The sequence below is a fragment of the Actinoplanes sp. NPDC049802 genome (genome assembly GCF_040656595.1).
Classification (GTDB): domain Bacteria; phylum Actinomycetota; class Actinomycetes; order Mycobacteriales; family Micromonosporaceae; genus Actinoplanes.
Genome location: NZ_JBFAMR010000049.1, coordinates 13655 through 31552, shown reverse-complemented (window position 1 = coordinate 31552; position 17898 = coordinate 13655). Strand labels below are relative to the sequence as shown.

Below are 17898 nucleotides of genomic sequence, written 5' to 3'. Positions count from 1 at the left end.
CACCGACTGGCACACGGCAATCGTTGCCGCTCGCCGGGGCCGCTCTTACGGTTGTCGATAGATGCTTCGCTGCAACAGTCTGCGCCGCGAATCGCGATCGGTCCGCCCCGCACCCATGACACGGCCTCCCCCGGCCGCGTGCGCCCGCCGGCGAAGCCCTCCAAGAGCATTCTGAGGAAGGCCCGGTCCCCCATGCGCCATGCCCGTTTCCGCGCCACCGTACTGGCCGGCTCCCTGCTGTTGAGCATGGTGCTGCCGGCCTCCCCAAGCCAGGCCGCCGTCCTGGCGCCGACTCTGGCGAGCCGGATGTCCGCGGTCCAGACCGCCAAGACGATCAACTACTACCCGTCGAACGCCGGATGGACGGCGATGTGGACGAACTTCGACCCGGTCCGCATCGACGGTGACCTGGCCAGGGCGGCCGCACTCGGCGCGACGAACGTCCGCGCCATCGTCTTCCCGCAGACCTTCGGCTATCCCACCCCCACCACGGCGTACGCCCAGAAGCTCAGCCAGTTCATCGGCATCGCCGAGGCGCACGGGCTCACGGTCAAGTTGACGCTGTTCGACTGGTGGAACGGCTACTCCGACGTCGCGAACAGCATCACCTGGGCATAGGCCCTGGTGGCGCCCTACGCCGACGACCCTCGGGTGATCGCCGTCGAGGTGAAGAACGAGTTCCAGCCGTCCGACGCCGCCGCGGTCACCTGGGTGCGGCAGGTCATCCCGGCGATCCGGGGCACCGCCCCGGCCATGCCGCTCACCCTGTCGGTCGACGGCGGCACCGGCGCCGCCGGCATGACGAGCATCAGGTCGCAGCTGGCGACCACCCCGCTGGACTATTACGACTTCCACTTCTACGGCGCCTCGGAACGGTCCCTCGCCGAGATCCGGCGCGCCCAGAACGCGGTGGCGCCGGACCTGGTCGTCATCGGCGAGACCGGCGTCAGCACCCACTCCGGAACCGAAGGGGAACAGGGCGCCTACCTGGCCCGGGTGTTCCGGGCGGCCGGTGAGGCGGGGGTCGGTTCAGTGGCACCGTGGACACTCAACGACTTCTCCCCGGGTGCGATCCCGCCGAACTCGGCGGTGTCGACCATGCCCGCCCAGTACAAGTTCGGGCTCTTCCACACCGACACCAGCCCGAAGATCGGCGCCTCCGTCGTCGACGACGCCTGGACCACCGGAACCACGTCGAACAGCATCCTGAACCTGGGCTTCGAGGCCGCCGCGATCGACTCGCCGTGGCGCAACTACCAGCCGGCGGCCGGCACCGCCGTGATCACGACCGAGTCGCCGCGCACCGGCGCCAGGTCGGCACGGTTCACCGGCACCACCCGCAACGGCAGCAATCTGCCGTCGCTGCTCACGTCGCCGGTCACCCCGGTGCAGGGCGGCCAGGCGTGGCACGCGGAGGCGTACGCCCGTGGGGTGGCCGCCACCGGGATCACCGAGATCGCGCTGAGCTGGTTCGACATCAACGGCACGTGGATCGGCCAGAACACCTCCAACCGGCTGCCGACCGGCAACACCGGCTGGACCAGACTGTCCGTGGACGCGACCGCCCCGGCGGGCGCCGCGAGCGTCCAACTGCACCTCAAGTGCGGCGACAACACCGGCACCGTCTACTACGACGACGTCGCCATCTCCTGACAGCGGAAGCGGGACGAACGCGGCGAGGACACCGTCACCCCAAGGGTTGGACGGTGTCCTGCCGGGTGTTCAGGATCGGGGCGCACCGGCGGGACCCGATGGTGCCGGGCACCGGGCCGGACTCGCCCACCGGGGAGCCCGCCAGTCCTCGGCGAAGGCCCGGCCCGTTCGCAGGCTCCGGGCGCCCGCAAGCAGATCACCGACGAGCAGCTCAAGGCACAAGCCGTCAGCCGGGCGTGGTCCGGTGGCGCTGGTAGTGGCGTGCGGCCTTGGCCCGGCTGCCGCAGGCCTCCATGGAGCACCAGCGGCGGGTGCCGTTGCGGGAGGTGTCGAAGAAGTACAGCACGCAGGCGGGGTGGGCGCAGCGCCGGATCCGGGTGGGGTCCTGGCGCAGCAGGCCGAGGTAGTTGCGGACGGCGTGCCAGGCCGGGGACCAGGCAGGGTCGATGTCGGCATCCTCTCGCACGGTGCCGTGGTGCAGCGTGTATCGGACGACCCCGTGCGACAGGACCGTGTTGAGTTGCTGGTCGGCGTGCTCGCCGGGTTGTTCCAGGGCGCTGCGCAGCGCCGCCCGGGCCTGCCGCAGTGGTGCGGCGACGGTGGCCTGGTCGCCGGCCAGTTGCTGCTCATCCAGCCAGGCCCGCAGTTGACCGGGCTCGTCGAAGAGGTCGATCGTGCGGCCGTGGTCGGCCCATCGGGTATTCACCAGATCCAGGGACAGGGGTTCACCGGCCAGCGGTCGTGACATCACCCACCCACCTTACCCCCGTAACGCCGTTGACAGGTGAGACGACGCCCGCCATGCTTCTAACCACTGAACAGCCTCACAGTGGTTAGAACTGAGGTGCCGGACAGTGCTCGGTCGTCGACACGACGTCTCGCGGCGCCCCGGCACCGGTCACCACCCGAGATCCCGGCGGCCGGCCGCCGCCGCCGGCAAGGAAGAAGGAGCAGTTGATGACCGACACCGCACCAGCCGGCACCGGCACACGTGCCGTGCACCACCGCACCGCCACGATCAGCGGCCGGACCGTGTTCTACCGCGAGGCGGGCGACCCGTCCGCACCCACGCTGGTGCTGCTGCACGGTTTCCCCACCTCGTCACACATGTTCCGGCGGCTGATCGTCGAGCTCGCCGACGCCTACCACCTCATCGCCCCCGACCACATCGGCTTCGGCTACTCCGACGCACCCGCGGTCAGCGACTTCGACTACTCCTTCGACAACCTCACCGCCGTCACCCTGGGCCTGCTCGACCATCTGGGCCTGGACCGCTTCGCCCTCTACCTCCAGGACTACGGCGCCCCCATCGGGTTGCGGATCGCCTCGCGCCAACCGCGGCGGGTCACCGCGCTGATCGTGCAGTCCGGCAACGCCTACACCGAAGGCTTCACCCCGTTCTGGGACGTGCTGTTCGCCCACGCCAAGGACCGTGCCGCGAACGAGGCCGCCGTCCGCCGACTCCTCGAACCCGAGGCCACCCGGTGGCAGTACACCCACGGCGTGCCCCCCGACCGCCTCGACCGGCTCACCCCCGACACCTGGACCCTCGACCAGAGCCTGCTGGAGCGGCCCGGCAATGCCGAGGTCCAGCTGCAACTGTTCTTCGACTACCAGTACAACCTCGACGCGTACCCCGCCTTCCAGCAGTATCTGCGCGCCCACCGCCCGCCGACCCTGATCGCCTGGGGCGAGCACGACGAGATCTTCGGCGCCGACGGCGCCCGCGCGTTCACCCGTGACCTGCCCGACGCCGAACTGCACCTGCTAGACGCCGGGCACTTCGCCCTGGAAACCCATGGCGACGAGATCGCCGCCCTCATCCGTGACTTCCTCAGCCGCACCCTGACCTGAGAGCCCGTGCGCCCGGGCGGACCAGCGCCGCCCGGGCGCACGGGATCCGCGCCGCACCGAAAGGGACTCCGACCATGCCGCACCGGTATCTCCAGCGACTGACGACGGCATCGGTCGCCGCAGCGCAACAGCAGTACGGCAGCCGGGCCGCCGTCGACCGCATGGTCGCCGGCGTGGACACCGGCGCCCTGCTCGGCGCCGGCGAAGCCGCGTTCATCGCCGCCCGCGACGGCTTCTACCTCGCCACCGTCAACACCGACGGCTGGCCCTACCTGCAGTACCGCGGCGGCCCACCCGGCTTCCTGCACCTGCTCGACCCGGTCGGCGAGCACAGCGTCCTGGCTTGGGCCGACGTACGCGGCAACCGCCAGTACCTGTCGGTCGGCAACCTGCGCTCCTCACCCCGGGTGTCGTTGTTCCTCATGGACTACGCCCACCGCCGGCGGCTGAAGATCCTCGGCACAGCGGCCGTCACCGACATCCGCGACGGCGTCCCGGCGCACCTCGCCGACCGGCTCGGCACCCACACCACGACAGGCACGGTGGAACGGCTCATCACCGTCGACGTCCACAGCTACGACTGGAACTGCCCGCAACACATCACCCCGCGCTGGAGCGAACCCGAACTGCACGGCGCCCTGGCACCGGTCCGCGAACGACTCGACCGGCTACAGGCAGAGAACGACCATCTGCGGAGCCTGGTACGCCGCGACCACCCCGAGCGGCAGCCGGTCCAGAAGACCCGATGACAGCAACCGGCACGGCTCGCCGACCCCCGCTCGACACCCGAACCCATTGACCTTTTCGGTTACCGTGTCGAGATGCCAATCAGCCCTGATTCCGGTGACGATATCCGTGTCGAGATCGTCCTCAAGGGCGACGAATCCGGCGAATCCTACAATGAACTGCGTAAATGGCTGCGCGGCGATGAGGATCTCGCCGGCGTACGCGTGGACGCCGTCACCGCGGCTCCCGCACCGGGCCGGATGGCGGGCGGCGCGGTCGAGGCGCTGATCGCGACGGTCGCCGATCCCGGCCTGCTCGGGGCGCTGTTCGGGGCGCTGGGCGGGTGGGCCGCCGCACGGGCGTCCACCAGGCGCACCAGGATCCGGGTGCGGGTCGGCGAGCGTGAGGTCGAGGTGGAGGGGCCCGCGCTGCGGGATCCCGAAGATGTGGCACGCCGCCTGCGGGCGGAACTGGGCGAGGCGCCGTGACATGCGGCTGCCGGATTTCGAACGATCACGGGCGGTGCTCATCGGCACGGCCCGCTATGACCGGGATTCCCTGCCGGATCTGCCGGCGGTAGCCAACAATGTCGCCGCATTGCGGAAACGGCTGACCGATCCGGCCCTGTCCGGTTTCCGGGGCGCGCAATGCGTGAGCAAAGTGAACCCCCGGTTTCCGGGCCAGGTGCTGGATCCGGTGCGGGAGGCCGCCGGGCAGGCCGAGGATCTGCTGTTCGTGTATTTCGCCGGGCACGGCCTGCTGGACCGCGGCAGCGAACTCTATCTGGGCGTGCGGGGCTCCCACGAGGAGCGCGCGGAGACGAGTGTGCGGTTCGCCCAGTTCGCCGATGCGATTCTGGACAGCCCCGCCACATCGAAGATCGTCGTCCTGGACTGCTGTTACAGCGGTCGCGCCATGCGGCATCTGCACATGGCCGACGACCGGCTGGTCGCCCGGGCCACCGCGCAACTGAACATCGACGGCCTCTACGTGCTGACGTCGAGTTCGGCCACCAAGATGTCGCTGGCGCCGGAGGGCGACGAGTTCACCGCCTTCACCGGGCGGCTGCTGGAGTTCATCGACACCGGAGTGCCCGGCCCGCAGGAACTGCTCACCATGCAGACCCTGTACGCGGCGGTCCGTGACGAGATGCAGCGCCGCCGGCTGCCCCGCCCCCAGCAGCAGGGCGGCAACTTCGCGGGCGAGGCGGCCCTGGTCCGTAACCGTGCCTACGTCCGGCCCGCGGACGGCGTACCCCTGGACGGTTTCGAGGAGGCCGGGGAGGACGACGCCGGCGGGGAGCAACTGCCCGGCCCCCGCGGGATCCCGCTGGTGTGGCGGAGGTCCGTGGGTGGCGGGTTGTGCCTGGCGGTGCTCGCCGCGACGGCGAGCGCGGCGGCCGGCCCGCAGGCTCTGGCGCGATGTGCGGCGCCGACCGCGATCCGGATGCTGGTGCCGCTGGACACGGTGGAGATGTTCACCGACATCACCGACTCCTACGAGTACGCCACGCGCGGCGCCGGCGACTGCCAGCGGATCCGGGTCAGCGTGTCCGGCGCGTCCCGGGACGACGTCGCGCGGGCGTTCGCCCTGTCCTGGCGTACCCCGCCGGGGGCGTCCGCAAGGGATCGGCGGCTGCTGCACCGCATCGGGCTGCCCCCGGACGTGTGGGTCGCCGACCTCGGCCCGGACATGGCGGCGGTGCAGTCCACTCTGGCGGGCACTCCCGGCGCCAGGGTGCGGATCCCGGACGGTCCGGAGCAGTGGTCGCTGGCCGAGTCACCGGTCGTGCTGGCCGAACAGGGTGAGCCCGGCGGCATCCCGCTGGCGGACCGGGCCGCGCCCTGGGCCGAGCACGTCACCGGTACGGTACGGCCCGACCCGGACACCACGACGGTCGGCAGGCTGGTCAACGCGTTCCTGTTTCCGCCGGGGCAGCAGGCGGCCGTCGCCCGTGCCGAGGTGCAGTTGCCGTTGGACGCCGCCGCGGCCGCCGCCGGGCAGGGCGCCGGGCCGCCGGATGTCACCGCGCTGCTGTGCCGTCCGCGGGGCGTCCGGGTGATCGTCGCGGAGTGGCAGCTGGTCCGGCACAATCTGCATCGGGGCGACGGCGGCCGGTGCGGCGGGGTGTGGAACACCTGGTATCCGGCGGACACCGGCTGGCTGGACTTTCCGATGACGCAGCCGGTGTGGGCCCACCCGCAGAGCGATCGGGTCCGGCGTGCCGCCGGCCGGCTCACCGCCTGGCTGCGGTCGGCGGCCGGTGGCCGGGTGCTCGCCGACAACGGTCTGCGGCCCCGCGGCGCCGTCCTGGAAGCCGGCCTCATCAGCGCGAACGGGGCACTCCGGGCCTGGCACGCGCGACAGGCCTACGCCACCAGTGCGGCGAACCTGGAGCGGGCGGAGCAGGCGTACGCGGCGGCCAGGATTCCGGCGACCGTCCTCGTCGCGGTCGACGGATCGGGTTCGATGACGGCGAGCCGCGGCGGACGGACCCGGTTCGGCGCCGCGCTCGACGGGATCACGGCGGCGGTCGGCACGATGGGCCGGCACGACCGTTTCGGCCTGTTCATCTTCTCGACGGCGCTCGACGGCGGCATCGCCGAGGTCACCGGCGACGCCCGGACCGCCACCGAACGGGCCCGCGGATACCGTCCGGCCGGCGGCACTCCGCTTCATCTGGCGGTGGATCACGGGGTCCGGAAGCTGCGCGACGGAGGCGGCGCCGGCGGCCGTCATCGCATCCTCGTGGTCCTGACCGACGGTGAGGACACCACCGGCCACCCGCTGCCCGAGCTCGGTGACGACCCGGTCCGGGTCGTCATCGTGAACGTGGGCGTGCCGGGTTGTCCCGACGCCGAACTGTCGGCCCTGACGAAGACGCACGGCGACTGCATCGGTGTGCCGTCCGATCTGGTCGACGTCCGGGTCGCCGAACAGATCGGGCGGCTGTGGCAGAAGGAGGCGACATGACGAGCGCCGGAAGGCGGCGTGCCCTGCTGGCCGGCGCGGTCTTCGTGGCCGGCGCGCTGGCCGGCGCCGCGATCTTGACGGCCGTGGACCGGTGGCGTGGCGGGCCGCCGGCCGAACTGGTGATCGTCAGTGGGGTCGAGGACGGTGAAGGCGCGGCCCGGCAGACCCTCATCGACCTGTGGAACCGGACGCATCCCGACCGGCCGGCCAGGATTCACCTGGTGGCGGGCAGCGCCGACGAACAGCACGACGCGATGGTCCGGTTCGCCAGGGGTGAGGTGGCCGTCGAAGCCGACATCCTCAATCTCGACGTGACAGCGGTCGCCGAGTTCGCGGAGTTCCGGTACATCGCCGAGTGGCCCGCCACCGACACGCCCCGGGAACTGCTCGGCACCCTGCTGCGCAAGCCCCGCGAGAGCTGCTACTACGGCGGCAGGCTGTGGAGCCTGCCGTTCAACACCGACGCGGGAGTGCTGTTCGCCCAGCGCCGCCTTCTCGGTCAGCAGACACCGACCGCGCCCACCGCCTACACCTGGGACGACATCGTGGCCCGCGGCCAGGGGCTGCCGGCGAAGGACGACAAACCCACTGCCGCGTACGCCGGTCAGCTCCAGGACTACGAGGGCCTGACCGTGAACACACTGGAGGCGCTCTGGGCGGTCGAGAAGGAGCGGACCGGGGCGGTGGCGGCCACACCGCTGGGCGTGTCGACCGACCCGGCGATCTGGTCGGAGGCGGTGAACCGCCTGTTCGGCCCGCCCGGCCGCGGCCGCGTGGTCGACGCGCGATCGACCGCCTACCAGGAGGCCGACACCATCGCGGCGTTCCTGGACGACCAGATCCTGTTCATGCGGAACTGGCCGGTGGCCTACCGGTCGCTGGTCGAGGGCAGCGATCTGCGGGCCTCGGCCGCGGCCGGGGAGATCGGGATGACGCCGCTGCCCGGCCCGGCCGTCCTCGGTGGCCAGAACCTGGCCGTGGTGGCCGGTTCCCGCCACGCCGACGACGCCCGCGACCTGATCGAGTTCCTGGCGTCCGAGCCGTCCCAGCGGCTGCTGATGCAGGTCGGCGGTTACGCGGCGGCGACCAGCGCCACCTACGACCGGGCCGAGATCAGAGCCACTCATCCGTACGCCGAGACGGTGCGGACGGCGGTGCTGGACAGCCGGCAGCGGCCGGCCACGCCGTACTATCCGCGGTTCAGCGAGGAGATCCGCAACGTGGTGGCCGAGATCCGCGCGGACGGCGGCAAGGTGCCCGCCGATCTGGAGCGACGGCTGCGGGACGCGTCGGAGGGCCGGCTGCCGCCACGCTGAGTCACGGGCCTTGGGGCCTGACGAGTCGATCCGTCCGGCACCGTGAGACCGGGCGAACCGGGTAGGGGCGGCCGGCCCTACCCGGCCTCTCGGCGACCGTCCTAGCGTCGGGTCCGGAGGTGATCGCATGCTCGTCTCTTCCGCCCGGCCGGTCGTCGCCGGGGTCAGCGGATCCCCGTCCAGTACGCGTGCCGTCGAGGTGGCAGCCCGGGAAGCCGCCGCCCGTGGGCTCCCGCTCCGCCTGGTGCACACGGTCACCTTCCGGCCCGGTGTGGTCGATCAGCCGGGATTCGCCGGTGATCTGCTGCGGCGGGCCCGGGCCGTCGCCACCGCCGTCGAACCGGGACTGTGGATCAGCGCCGAGCTCATCGAGGGCCATCCGGTGACCGGCCTGCTGCGCCTGTCCCGGCAGTCGTCCCTGACCGTGATCGGCGACGGCGATCTCGCCCGGCACGAGTGTCTGCCGAGGGAGTCCACCGCGGTGCAGGTGGCGGCCCGCGCGGACGGCACCGTCCTGGTCACCCGGGCGGCGCCCACGCCGGACGGACCGGTGATCGTCGGCGTCGACGCGGCCTCGGTCTCCACGCCCGCTCTGGAGTTCGCGTTCGCGGCCGCCGCCCCGCGGCACGCCCTTCTGCGGCTCATCCATGTCGGCGAGGTCCCGGACCGCGCGCACGTCCTGACGGACGTGATCCGATCACGAGCGATGGCGTACGGCATACCCGCCCGCCTCGACACCCTGACCGGCGATCCGGCCGACGTCCTGCGTCACGAGTCTGAGGAGGCGGCCCTGGTCGTCGTCGGCGCTCGCGGGGATCGGCCGCACCAGCGGCTGCTCGGATCGGTGGCACAGACGCTGCTGCACCAGGCCGGCAGCCCGCTGGCCATCATCCGCCGTCCCCGGCCGCATCTGCGGACTCGCATCTCCGCCAGGTTCGCCCGGTCCGGCGCGGCGGTGGCCCGCTGGGCGTGACGGGTCGCGGGTGCCCGGCCCGGAGCCGGGTCACGAGCCGGAACGGTCCGGCCGCGCGGCGCTCTGCCGCACGACCGGACCGTTGTGGACGACCGCGCCCGGTGTGGGTCAGCTCGGGAACGAGTCGGGGTCGACGTCGGACGACGTGGCGTTGCCGCCCAGCACTTCCTTGAGGCTGACCTCCCAGATCGTGTACTGGCGGGAGGTGGTGGTGAACTTGAAGCTGGAGTCGAACTTGGTGAACTGGCAGTTGCGGGTGAAGCGCTTGCCGTCCCAGTCGGTTCCGGCGGCCAGGTAGACCTGGTAGGTGCCGTCCTTGATGCGGCCGGTCGTGACCTTCTTCCCACCCCGGACGTAGACGGCGACGGACGGCTTCTTGGAGCCCGCCTTCACCAGCTTGACCACGGTGTCCACCGAGTTGCCGTTGTCGACCTTGAACTGGCCGCTGCCGCCGGTGGTCCGGGTCAGGTAGCTGCCGTTGGCCTTGCGGCGGTTCTGATCCTTGACGGCCGCCGGGACGAACGAGCCGAACTTGTACTTCGCGACCGGGTCGGCGGCGGCGAGCGCGGTGATCGCGGTCCGGAGGTCCGTCGCGGCGTCGGCCCGGCCCAGCGCGGCGCTGGCGGCGCCGCCGGTGCAGACGCTGCGGCCGGCCGCGGACCCGGACAGCGAGGTCAGCTCGCTCTCCAGGGAGGACAGCGCGGAGACGAGGTCGCTGTGCGCGGTGCCGGCGGTGGCCGGCGCCGTCAGCGCGGACAGCGCGGACGTCTGGGTGCTGACCTTCTCGGCCAGGGCCTCGGCCGCGGTGGCCACGGCGGTGGGCGTGGTGGCTCGCTGGAGGGCGCCGACGGCGGCGGCCAGTTCCTTGTCGGCCGCGGTGAGCGAACTCTGGTAGGCGGCCGGATCGAGCGGCGGCGCCGAGGTGACGCTCTCGGCGAGCGGCTCGGTCGTCGGGGTGGTGGCGCCCGTGGTGCTGCCGTTGCTGGTCGTCTCGGCGTCGTCGCCCTTGAACAGGCCCGGCACCAGGAGGATGACGCTGAGCAGGGCGAGGGCCACGGCGACGGCGACGATCCGGGCGCGCGGGCCGAACCGTTGCGGGGCGGGCGCGGCGAAGCCGGGCGGCGGCGGCCCGGGGTGTCCGGGCGGCCCGTACTGCGGGGCGAACCCGGGCGGCGGGGCGGGCGCGGCGAAACCGGGCGGCGGCGGCCCGGGATGTCCGGGCGGCCCGTACTGCGGGTAGGCGCCGGTGCCCGGGAACGCCCCGGCCGGCAGCACCCGGACGGCCACGGAAACGGTCCTCGTGGAAGCCGCGCCGGTGCCCGGGTCCGTCCAGGGCAGATCAACGTTCAGAACCATGCCGTCGCGAGCGCCCGGCGGAAAATAGACCATGACGGGCGTACCGCCCGACGGCGCCGCGATCGGCCTCGTCGCGCCGCTCGCGGCCTCCGCCGCGCTCAGCTCGACGACGACATCCGCGGGCCCGCCGGCGAAGCCACCCCCCGAATTCGAATCCATTTCTAGAGTATTGAGAGGTTGCTTCCGGAAGTCCATCGACAAAATCGCCGTCGTCCGTCACGCGGCCCTCCAGAAGCGGTGTCACCTGCGGCGATGCCGTGGCAAGGGCGCCGACCCGTGTCGTCATGATCACTTGGGCGGGCCCCGCCCGCGGCGACGCGGGATCAGGCTCCCACGGTGGCGCCGGCCGGCCGATGCCGCAGGTGAGGGCCGGGACGCTGCCGGCGGCCAGGCGGGTTCGCGCCCGGCCGACCGGGGACGAGCCGCGCAGGCGAGCCGGGGCGGGTGCTCATCGCATCGGTCGGCGCCAGGGCGAGCCGGGCCACGGCGGACATACGGGGCCGATGCCACGCGCGCCGCCGGGCACGACCACGGGCGCTCCGGTGACGCGGCGGCTCAGTGCGGATTCCGGAACAGATCGCGTACCGCCTTGCGGTTGATCTTTCCGACGCTGGTCAGGGGCACCGCGTCGAGGACGGCGACCTCGCGGGGGTACTTGTACTTCGCCATCCGGCCCCGGGCGAACTCGACCAGCTCCGCACCGGTCGCCTGCTGTCCCGGCGCCAGCTGGACGACCGCGACGACCTCCTCGCCGGTCTGCGCGTCCGGTCTGCCGACACAGGCCGCGATCTGGACGGCCGGATGTTCGAGCAGCACGTCCTCCACATCGCGGGGGAACACGTTGAAGCCGCCCCGGATGATCAGGTCCTTCATCCGGTCGACGACGTAGAGATAGCCGTCCTCGTCGAGCCGGCCGACGTCGCCGGTGTGCAGCCGGCCGTCCCGGACGGTCTGCGCGGTCAGCTCCGGGTCGTTCCAGTAGCCGAGCATCACCCCGGGCCCGCGTACGCAGATCTCGCCGTCCGCACCCGCCGGGACCTCGTTGCCGTCGGGGTCGAGGATCGACACCTCGGCGTGCGGCAGCGGCTTTCCGACACTGCCGGGGCGATGCTCGGTGAGCGTCTCCGCGGAGATCACCGCGCTGGACTCGGTGCAGCCGTAACCCTGCAGGACGGTCACGCCGAACGCCTTCTCGGCCGCCGCCCGGATCGCCGGCGGCAGGGTGGCCCCGCCCGAGCCGAACGACTGCAACGACGACAGGTCGTACTTCTCCAGCGGCTGGGCGAGCAGCATCTGCAGCATGGTGGGCACGACCGGGCTGGTCTCCAGGCGGTGCTCGGCGACCAGTTCCAGCCAGCCGACCGGGTCGAACCAGCGTTGCAGCACCGAGACGATGCGGCGTTCGGAGTGCAGGCCACCGATCGAGACGATCAGCCCGTACGCGTGGGACAGCGGCAACGGCAACAGCGCCCGCGTGGACGTGCCGGACCGGTTGACCAGGTCGATGCCGCGGCCGGACTCCCACAGCCCCCGGTGGCTGAGCATGACCCCTTTGGCGCGGCCGGTCGTGCCGCCGGTGTAGAGCAGCGCCGCCATGTCGTCGTCGGCGCGCGGCTCGATCCCGCCCGGCTCGCCGGCTTCCAGGTCGGCGTAGTTCTTCCCGACGACGAACGGGGCGATGTCCAGCCCGTCGGCGGCGGCCCGGAACAGGGCGGTCAGCTCCGGGCTGACGATCGCCGCGGTGGCGCCGGAGTCGGTGAGGATGTGCCGCAGTTCGGCCTCGCTCTGCAGGAAGATCACCGGGGTCACCACGGCGCCGGCCCGCCAGATCGCCCGGTAGGAGATGAACACCTCGGGCGTGTTCATGGTCATCACGACCACCCGGTCGCCGGGCCGGACGCCGTGCGCCCGCAGGCCGGCCGCGACCACCGTCGACCGGTGGTGGATCTCGCCGGAGGTCAGCCACCGGCCCTCGAAGAACAGCGACTCGTAGTCGCCGTGACGCTGAAAGGCCTCCTCGGCCAGGACGGCGAGGTGGTGCCCGGTCATCGTGCCGCCTCCATCGCGAGCCGGGCCACCTCGTCGAAGGCGGCCACGTCGTCACCGAGCAGGAACCGGTCCACCTTGGCCCGCCGCCAGTACAGGTGGGCGTCGTGTTCCCAGGTGAAGCCGATGCCGCCGTGCACCTGGATCACCGTCTCGGCGGCGTTCTCCAGGGTGGTGGCCGCGGCGGCCTTCGCGGCGGCCGCGGCCAAGGGCAGCTCGCCGGGAGAGTGGTCGGCGGCCCACGCGGCCCACCAGACCAGCGACCGGAGTTGTTCCACCTGGACGTACACGTCGACGAGCATGTGCTTGATCGCCTGGTAGGAGCCGATCGGACGGCCGAACGCCCGCCGCTGACCGGCGTAGTCGACGCCCATCTCCAGAAGCCGGCCGGCGGCGCCCAGGCTCTCCGCGGCCAGGACGGTACGGCCGACACGTTCGGCCTTCTGCCAGCGGTCGCTCGCGTCGCGTACCAGAACGGTGGTGCCGTCGAGGGTGACGTCGCCGAGACCGCGAGTGGCGTCGATGGGCGGGCGGGCGGTCACCTCGCCCGGCCCGCAGATCAGTGCGCCGTCACGCAGGGCGAGGAAGGTGTCGGCGCCGACCGCGTCCAGGACGGGGCCGCTGTCGTCGACGACGGCGACGGCGAGGCTGCCGTCGGCGAGGCCGGTCAGCCGGTCCCGGTCACCGTCCAGGAGCACGGCGGCCCGCGCGAAGGTCACCAGCGACGGGCCGGCGAGCACCCGCCCGGCCTGCTCCGCGACGACGGCCAGGTGCAGGACGCTGCCGCCTCCCCCGCCGGCGTTCTCCGGCACGGTGATCGCGGCGAAGCCGCTCTTGAGGAGTTCGGCGCGGCCCGGCTGGGCGGCGGCGCCGTCGTCGAGGGCGGCCCGCGCCGCCGCCGGGGAGGCCGAGGCGGACAGGAACTCACCGGCGGCGGCGGCCAGGTCGAGGTGCTCGCGGTCCAGGTCGAAGTTCACGTCAGGCTCTCCTTGAAGGTGACTCCCTTGTCGGCGCGGGGCTCGGCGGGCAGGCCCAGCACCCGCTCGCCGATGATGTTGCGCAGCACCTGGTCGCTGCCGCCGGCGATGGCGATGCCGGGCAGCGCCGCCTGCATGGTCTGCCAGTCGCCGTCGCCGTCGCGGGTCGCCGCGACGCGGGCGCCGTCGCCGAGCACCCGCACCGCCAGGTCGGTGAGGTCGCGGGCCGCCCGGGTGCCGCTGAGCTTGCCGGCGGACGCCTCCGGGCCGGGGAGTTCGCCGCGGCTGAGTCTCGACAGCTGCCGGTAGCCGGTGTAGCGGGCGCCGAGCGCGGCGACGAGACCGCGGCCGAGCTGCTGGCGGGCCAGCACCTGCCGGTCGGTGGGCAGGGTGCCGAGGTGCGCGGCGACATGCCGGGCCACCGTCTCCGGTTTGGGGCCGATGGCGGTGCCGCCGCCGCCGAGCGAGAGGCGCTCGTTCATGAGGGTGGTCAGCGCGACGGTCCAGCCGGCGCCGACGTCGCCGAGCCGTTCGGTGTCGGGGATGCGTACGTCGTCGAAGAACACCTCGTTGAAGTGGGATTCGCCGTTCATCTGCCGCAGCGGCCGGACGGTGACGCCGGGCGCCTTCATGTCGACGACGAACATCGTGAGCCCGCGATGTTTGGGCACGTCCGGGTCGGTACGCGTGAGCAGGATCCCGTAGTCGGCGAGGTGGGCGAGGGTGGTCCACACCTTCTGCCCGCTGATCCGCCAGTCCCCGCCGTCGTCGCGGACCGCCCGGGTGCGCAGCGCGGCCAGGTCGCTGCCGGCGGCCGGTTCGCTGAACAGCTGGCACCACAGGTCGTCGGCCCGCAGCAGCCGCCGCAGGTAGCGCCGCTTCTGATCGTCGCTGCCGTGCATGATCACGGTCGGCCCGCACATGCCGATGCCGATCAGGTTGATCAGGGGACGCAGCCCGAGCCGGGCCATCTCCTGGTCGACGATCGCCTGCCGCATCGGGGCGCCACCGCGTCCCCCGGCCTCGACCGGCCAGGTGACGCCGACGAATCCGGCGTCGTAGAGGACGGCCTGCCACTGCCGCGGGTCCTCGGCCGGAGGGTGCTGTTCCAGGAAGGCGCGCACCTCGGCACGCCAGGCCGCCTCGTCGGGGGTGTCGTCGAAATCCATGCTGGTCCCTTCCGGTCACCGGATGCGCGGCCGCCGCAGCGGCCTCAACTGCCTGTCGCCGAACGCCACGACCGCCTCGGTGCGGCGGCCGGGTTGCGGACCAGCACGATCGGCTGGCCGTCCTTGGGGTACGGCAGCGCGTGGTGGTCGATCGGCGGGACGTACCCGGGATCGACGGTCCAGTGGTACTCGCGCAGCAGCCGGTGCATGATCGCCTTCACTTCGAGGCCGCCGAAATGCAGGCCGATGCACTTGTGCACGCCACCGCCGAACGGCTCCCAGGCGAACCGGTGCGAGCGGTCCTCCCGGCGGCCGGGGCCGAAGCGTTCCGGGTCGAAGGTCTCCGGGTCGGTCCAGTACTCCTTCATGAGATGGGTGAACTGGATGCCGACCGCGCACGGGGTGTCGGCGGGGATGCGCACGCCCTGCACCACGGTGTCCTTGACGGTGTGGCGGACCAGCACCGGCACCGGCGCGCGCAGCCGCAGCGCCTCCCGCATGACCAGGTCGATCGAGACGAGCGACTCCAGCTCGGCGCGGTCCGGGGCGGGCCCGAGCGCGAGCGCCTCGGCCCGGCAACGGTCCTGCCAGTACGGATGCTGGCCGAGGTACTGCAGCATCGTGGTGGCGGTGATGGTCGACGTGTCGTGCGCGGCCATCATCAGGAAGATCATGTGGTTGACGACGTCGTCGTCGGAGAACCGCTGGCCGTCCTCGGTCTCGATGTGGCAGAGCACCGAGAAGATGTCGTCGCCGGCCGTGGCCCGTCTGGCGGGCAGGTAGCCGCGCAGGAATCGCTCCAGCACCCGCCGGCCGCGGTAGGCGCGGCCCCAGCGGGTGAACGGCACGTCGGCGCGGACGATCCCGGCGGCGGCCTGCACGCAGGCGATGAAGGCCCGGTTGATCCGCTCCATCTCGGCTCTGCTCGTGTCGTGGGCGCCGCCCATGAACAGGTCGGCGGCGATGTCGAGGGTGAGCCGCTTGAGCCGCCGGTAGGCCGGCACCCGCTCGCCGGTCTCCCAGCTCGCCGTGGCCTGTGCGATGGCCGGATGCAGCCGGCGGGTGTAGCCGTCCAGCCGGTCCCGGGTGAACGCCTCCTGCATGATCCGGCGGTGGCCGTGGTGGTCGTCGAAGTCGAGGAGCATGAGACCGCGGTGGAAGAACGGGCCGACCAGCCGCGACCAGGCGGGCCCGTTGGCGAACGCCTTGTCCCGGTTCTGCAGCGCCTCGCCGCAGGCGTCCGGGCCGAGCAGCATGACCGAGCGCCGGCCGAGCAGGTAGGACGGGGCGACCGGCCCGTAGTGCTCCCAGTGGCGCCGGTAGAGCCGCACCGGGTCGCGCTGGTAGGCGAACAGATTGCCGATCCACGGCAGGCCACGGTCCTCGCGGCGCAGCGTGGGGATCTCGTGCACGTCCCGGGTCTCGGCCGTCATGGCTCACCTCCTGGGTATCGACCAGCCTGATTCGGGAAGGGACGCCTGTCAATGTTTCCGGCATGCTGTGGCATCGTTACGCCCATGGCGGTCCAGTCAGGGATCTATCGGGGCGTCAGCGCCGCCGACCGGGTGGCGCAGCGCCGTGACCGGCTGCTCTCCGCGGCGCTCACCGTCTGGGCCGACCCGCTGACGCGGACCACGATGACCGCCGTCTGCGCCGAGGCCGGCCTCAGCGAACGCTACTTCTACGAGAGCTTCACCGGCCTGGAAGCACTGCTCGAAGCGGTCATGGAGACCATCGCGGCGGAGATCGAGGAGACCAGCCGCCGGGCCGCGGAGACCGCCGGAGAAGATCCGATGGTACGGGTACGCGCGGCCGTGCGAGCGTTCCTGGACCTGCTGCTCGACGACCCGCGCAAGGGCCGGGTCGCCATCGTCGAGTCGGTCGCCGTGCCGGCGTTGCGGCGGCGCCGTGCCGAGCTGCTGCGGCATCTGGCCCGCCGGTCGGCGCTGGAGTCGCGCGAGCTGTTCGGTGCGTCCGGGCGCAGCGCCACCGAGGACGAGATCGGCGGCCTGCTGTTCATGGGCGGCATGGCCGAGCTGATCACCGCCTGGCTGGACGGCACGCTGGAGGCGTCCACCGAGGAGATCGTGGAGGCGGCGTCGCGAGCACTGCTCGGCCTCTACCGCTGACGCCGCCGGGTCAGCTCCGCGGGTCGGCGGTGGCGCCCGGCCCGGCGAGACCGTGCAGCACGAAAGCGGTGAGGCTGTCGACGATCTCGTCGTCGGACAGGTCCGTCGCTCCGGAGCTGAGCACCGCGTAGCCGAGCATCGACAGCATCCCACCGATAGCGGCCGCGATCAGGGTCGGGTCGCCGGGCAGTTGGTGTCCGCTTTCGCGCAGCCAGTCGAGGTGCGCGCGGATCACCGCGGTGTCCCCGGTCAGGCTGCGCCAGGCCCGGTCCGAGCTGGGTCCTGCGGACATCGTGGACTCGAACAGCGCCGTCATCACCGGCAGGTTGTCGCGCATCACGTGCCAGGTCGCCCCGAGGTGCTCACGCAGCTGAGCGCGGTCGGTCAGGTCGTGCTCCCGCGGGTGCGCCTGCCCGGCGAGGCGCTCCCGGGCCTGGCTGTGCATCTCCGCCAGCAACTCGTTGAGCAGTTGCTCCTTGTCGGTGAAGTGGTCGTAGAAGACGCCGGTCGCCCGGCCGGCCGCCGACGTGATGTCCGTGATCTTGGTATTCAGGTAGCCCCGCTCGACGAACTGGGCGCGGGCGGCCGCCTTGAGCGCCTCCCGGGTGCCGGCGGCCCGCATCTTCCGAACGCCCATCGATTCCTCCTTGACGCGTCGCTCGCCGACAGCCTATAACTGAGCCCAGATTCGCCGAATGCTCATTCGGTGAACATTAATTCGGCGGA

At 72.1% G+C, this 17898-nt stretch carries 16 protein-coding genes; 9 read left to right on the top strand and 7 right to left on the bottom strand.

All coding sequences use genetic code 11. The annotated features are described in order from the left end of the window. Positions 1–192 precede the first annotated feature (192 nt). Positions 193–618 (top strand): hypothetical protein, encoded by a 426-nt coding sequence (locus tag AB0I88_RS28110; protein ID WP_361030895.1) that lies wholly within the window; start codon positions 193–195, stop codon positions 616–618. Positions 619–624: 6 nt separating this feature from the next. Further along, positions 625–1653, top strand: a complete 1029-nt coding sequence (locus AB0I88_RS28105) for a cellulase family glycosylhydrolase (protein WP_361030892.1) — start codon at positions 625–627, stop codon at positions 1651–1653. A 226-nt stretch (positions 1654–1879) separates the two neighbouring features. Here AB0I88_RS28105 and AB0I88_RS28100 read toward each other — a convergent pair whose 3' ends face one another. Beyond that, positions 1880–2401, bottom strand: a complete 522-nt coding sequence (locus tag AB0I88_RS28100; RefSeq protein ID WP_361030889.1) for a CGNR zinc finger domain-containing protein — start codon at positions 2399–2401, stop codon at positions 1880–1882. A 209-nt stretch (positions 2402–2610) separates the two neighbouring features. Here AB0I88_RS28100 and AB0I88_RS28095 point away from each other — a divergent pair, with 209 nt between their 5' ends. The 6 genes from AB0I88_RS28095 (at position 2611) to AB0I88_RS28070 (ending at position 9495) form a co-directional block, all read left to right on the top strand. Continuing rightward, entirely contained in the window at positions 2611–3507 is an 897-nt protein-coding gene (locus AB0I88_RS28095) for an alpha/beta hydrolase (RefSeq protein WP_361030886.1), read from the top strand. Positions 3508–3581: 74 nt separating this feature from the next. Continuing rightward, positions 3582–4256 (top strand): pyridoxamine 5'-phosphate oxidase family protein, encoded by a 675-nt coding sequence (locus AB0I88_RS28090; protein ID WP_361030883.1) that lies wholly within the window; start codon positions 3582–3584, stop codon positions 4254–4256. A 72-nt stretch (positions 4257–4328) separates the two neighbouring features. Next, on the top strand, positions 4329–4721 hold the full coding sequence (locus AB0I88_RS28085) for a hypothetical protein (RefSeq protein WP_361030880.1): 393 nt from the start codon (positions 4329–4331) through the stop codon (positions 4719–4721). 1 nt (position 4722) lies between these two features. After that, positions 4723–7206 carry a VWA domain-containing protein gene (locus AB0I88_RS28080; protein ID WP_361030877.1) on the top strand — a complete coding sequence of 828 codons (2484 nt, stop codon included), beginning with the start codon at positions 4723–4725 and terminating at the stop codon, positions 7204–7206. Then, positions 7203–8522: an extracellular solute-binding protein gene (locus AB0I88_RS28075; RefSeq protein WP_361030874.1), complete on the top strand. Its 1320-nt coding sequence runs from the start codon at positions 7203–7205 to the stop codon at positions 8520–8522. Before AB0I88_RS28080 ends, AB0I88_RS28075 begins: the two co-directional genes overlap by 4 nt. 127 nt (positions 8523–8649) lie before the next feature. Continuing rightward, positions 8650–9495 (top strand): universal stress protein, encoded by an 846-nt coding sequence (locus tag AB0I88_RS28070; RefSeq protein ID WP_361030871.1) that lies wholly within the window; start codon positions 8650–8652, stop codon positions 9493–9495. Between the two features lie 108 nt (positions 9496–9603). Here the strand turns inward: AB0I88_RS28070 and AB0I88_RS28065 are convergent, their stop codons facing one another. The 5 genes from AB0I88_RS28065 to AB0I88_RS28045 form a co-directional block, all read right to left on the bottom strand. After that, positions 9604–11010, bottom strand: a complete 1407-nt coding sequence (locus AB0I88_RS28065; RefSeq protein ID WP_361030867.1) for a hypothetical protein — start codon at positions 11008–11010, stop codon at positions 9604–9606. Between the two features lie 396 nt (positions 11011–11406). After that, entirely contained in the window at positions 11407–12900 is a 1494-nt protein-coding gene (locus tag AB0I88_RS28060) for an AMP-binding protein (protein ID WP_361030864.1), read from the bottom strand. Next, a complete protein-coding gene (locus AB0I88_RS28055) occupies positions 12897–13874 on the bottom strand; it encodes an acyl-CoA dehydrogenase family protein (RefSeq protein ID WP_361030862.1) in 978 nt (325 codons plus the stop codon). The genes AB0I88_RS28060 and AB0I88_RS28055 overlap by 4 nt, the downstream gene beginning before the upstream one ends. After that, on the bottom strand, positions 13871–15043 hold the full coding sequence (locus AB0I88_RS28050) for an acyl-CoA dehydrogenase family protein (protein WP_361030859.1): 1173 nt from the start codon (positions 15041–15043) through the stop codon (positions 13871–13873). The genes AB0I88_RS28055 and AB0I88_RS28050 overlap by 4 nt, the downstream gene beginning before the upstream one ends. A 44-nt stretch (positions 15044–15087) precedes the next feature. Next, a complete protein-coding gene (locus tag AB0I88_RS28045; protein ID WP_361030856.1) occupies positions 15088–16476 on the bottom strand; it encodes a cytochrome P450 in 1389 nt (462 codons plus the stop codon). Positions 16477–16560: 84 nt separating this feature from the next. Between AB0I88_RS28045 and AB0I88_RS28040 the strand changes: the two genes are divergently transcribed. After that, positions 16561–17172: a TetR/AcrR family transcriptional regulator gene (locus AB0I88_RS28040; protein WP_361030853.1), complete on the top strand. Its 612-nt coding sequence runs from the start codon at positions 16561–16563 to the stop codon at positions 17170–17172. 10 nt (positions 17173–17182) lie between these two features. Here AB0I88_RS28040 and AB0I88_RS28035 read toward each other — a convergent pair whose 3' ends face one another. Then, positions 17183–17809, bottom strand: coding sequence for a TetR/AcrR family transcriptional regulator (locus tag AB0I88_RS28035; protein ID WP_361030850.1), 627 nt, complete (start codon positions 17807–17809; stop codon positions 17183–17185). Between the last annotated feature and the right edge of the window lie 89 nt (positions 17810–17898).

Coding starts and splice junctions, on each gene's coding strand:
- AB0I88_RS28110 (WP_361030895.1), top strand. CDS start 193: ATGCGCCATGCCCGTTTCCGCGCCACCGTACTGGCCGGCTCCCTGCTG.
- AB0I88_RS28100 (WP_361030889.1), bottom strand. CDS start 2,401: ATGTCACGACCGCTGGCCGGTGAACCCCTGTCCCTGGATCTGGTGAAT.
- AB0I88_RS28095 (WP_361030886.1), top strand. CDS start 2,611: ATGACCGACACCGCACCAGCCGGCACCGGCACACGTGCCGTGCACCAC.
- AB0I88_RS28090 (WP_361030883.1), top strand. CDS start 3,582: ATGCCGCACCGGTATCTCCAGCGACTGACGACGGCATCGGTCGCCGCA.
- AB0I88_RS28085 (WP_361030880.1), top strand. CDS start 4,329: ATGCCAATCAGCCCTGATTCCGGTGACGATATCCGTGTCGAGATCGTC.
- AB0I88_RS28080 (WP_361030877.1), top strand. CDS start 4,723: ATGCGGCTGCCGGATTTCGAACGATCACGGGCGGTGCTCATCGGCACG.
- AB0I88_RS28075 (WP_361030874.1), top strand. CDS start 7,203: ATGACGAGCGCCGGAAGGCGGCGTGCCCTGCTGGCCGGCGCGGTCTTC.
- AB0I88_RS28070 (WP_361030871.1), top strand. CDS start 8,650: ATGCTCGTCTCTTCCGCCCGGCCGGTCGTCGCCGGGGTCAGCGGATCC.
- AB0I88_RS28065 (WP_361030867.1), bottom strand. CDS start 11,010: ATGGATTCGAATTCGGGGGGTGGCTTCGCCGGCGGGCCCGCGGATGTC.
- AB0I88_RS28060 (WP_361030864.1), bottom strand. CDS start 12,900: ATGACCGGGCACCACCTCGCCGTCCTGGCCGAGGAGGCCTTTCAGCGT.
- AB0I88_RS28050 (WP_361030859.1), bottom strand. CDS start 15,043: ATGGATTTCGACGACACCCCCGACGAGGCGGCCTGGCGTGCCGAGGTG.
- AB0I88_RS28045 (WP_361030856.1), bottom strand. CDS start 16,476: ATGACGGCCGAGACCCGGGACGTGCACGAGATCCCCACGCTGCGCCGC.
- AB0I88_RS28040 (WP_361030853.1), top strand. CDS start 16,561: ATGGCGGTCCAGTCAGGGATCTATCGGGGCGTCAGCGCCGCCGACCGG.
- AB0I88_RS28035 (WP_361030850.1), bottom strand. CDS start 17,809: ATGGGCGTTCGGAAGATGCGGGCCGCCGGCACCCGGGAGGCGCTCAAG.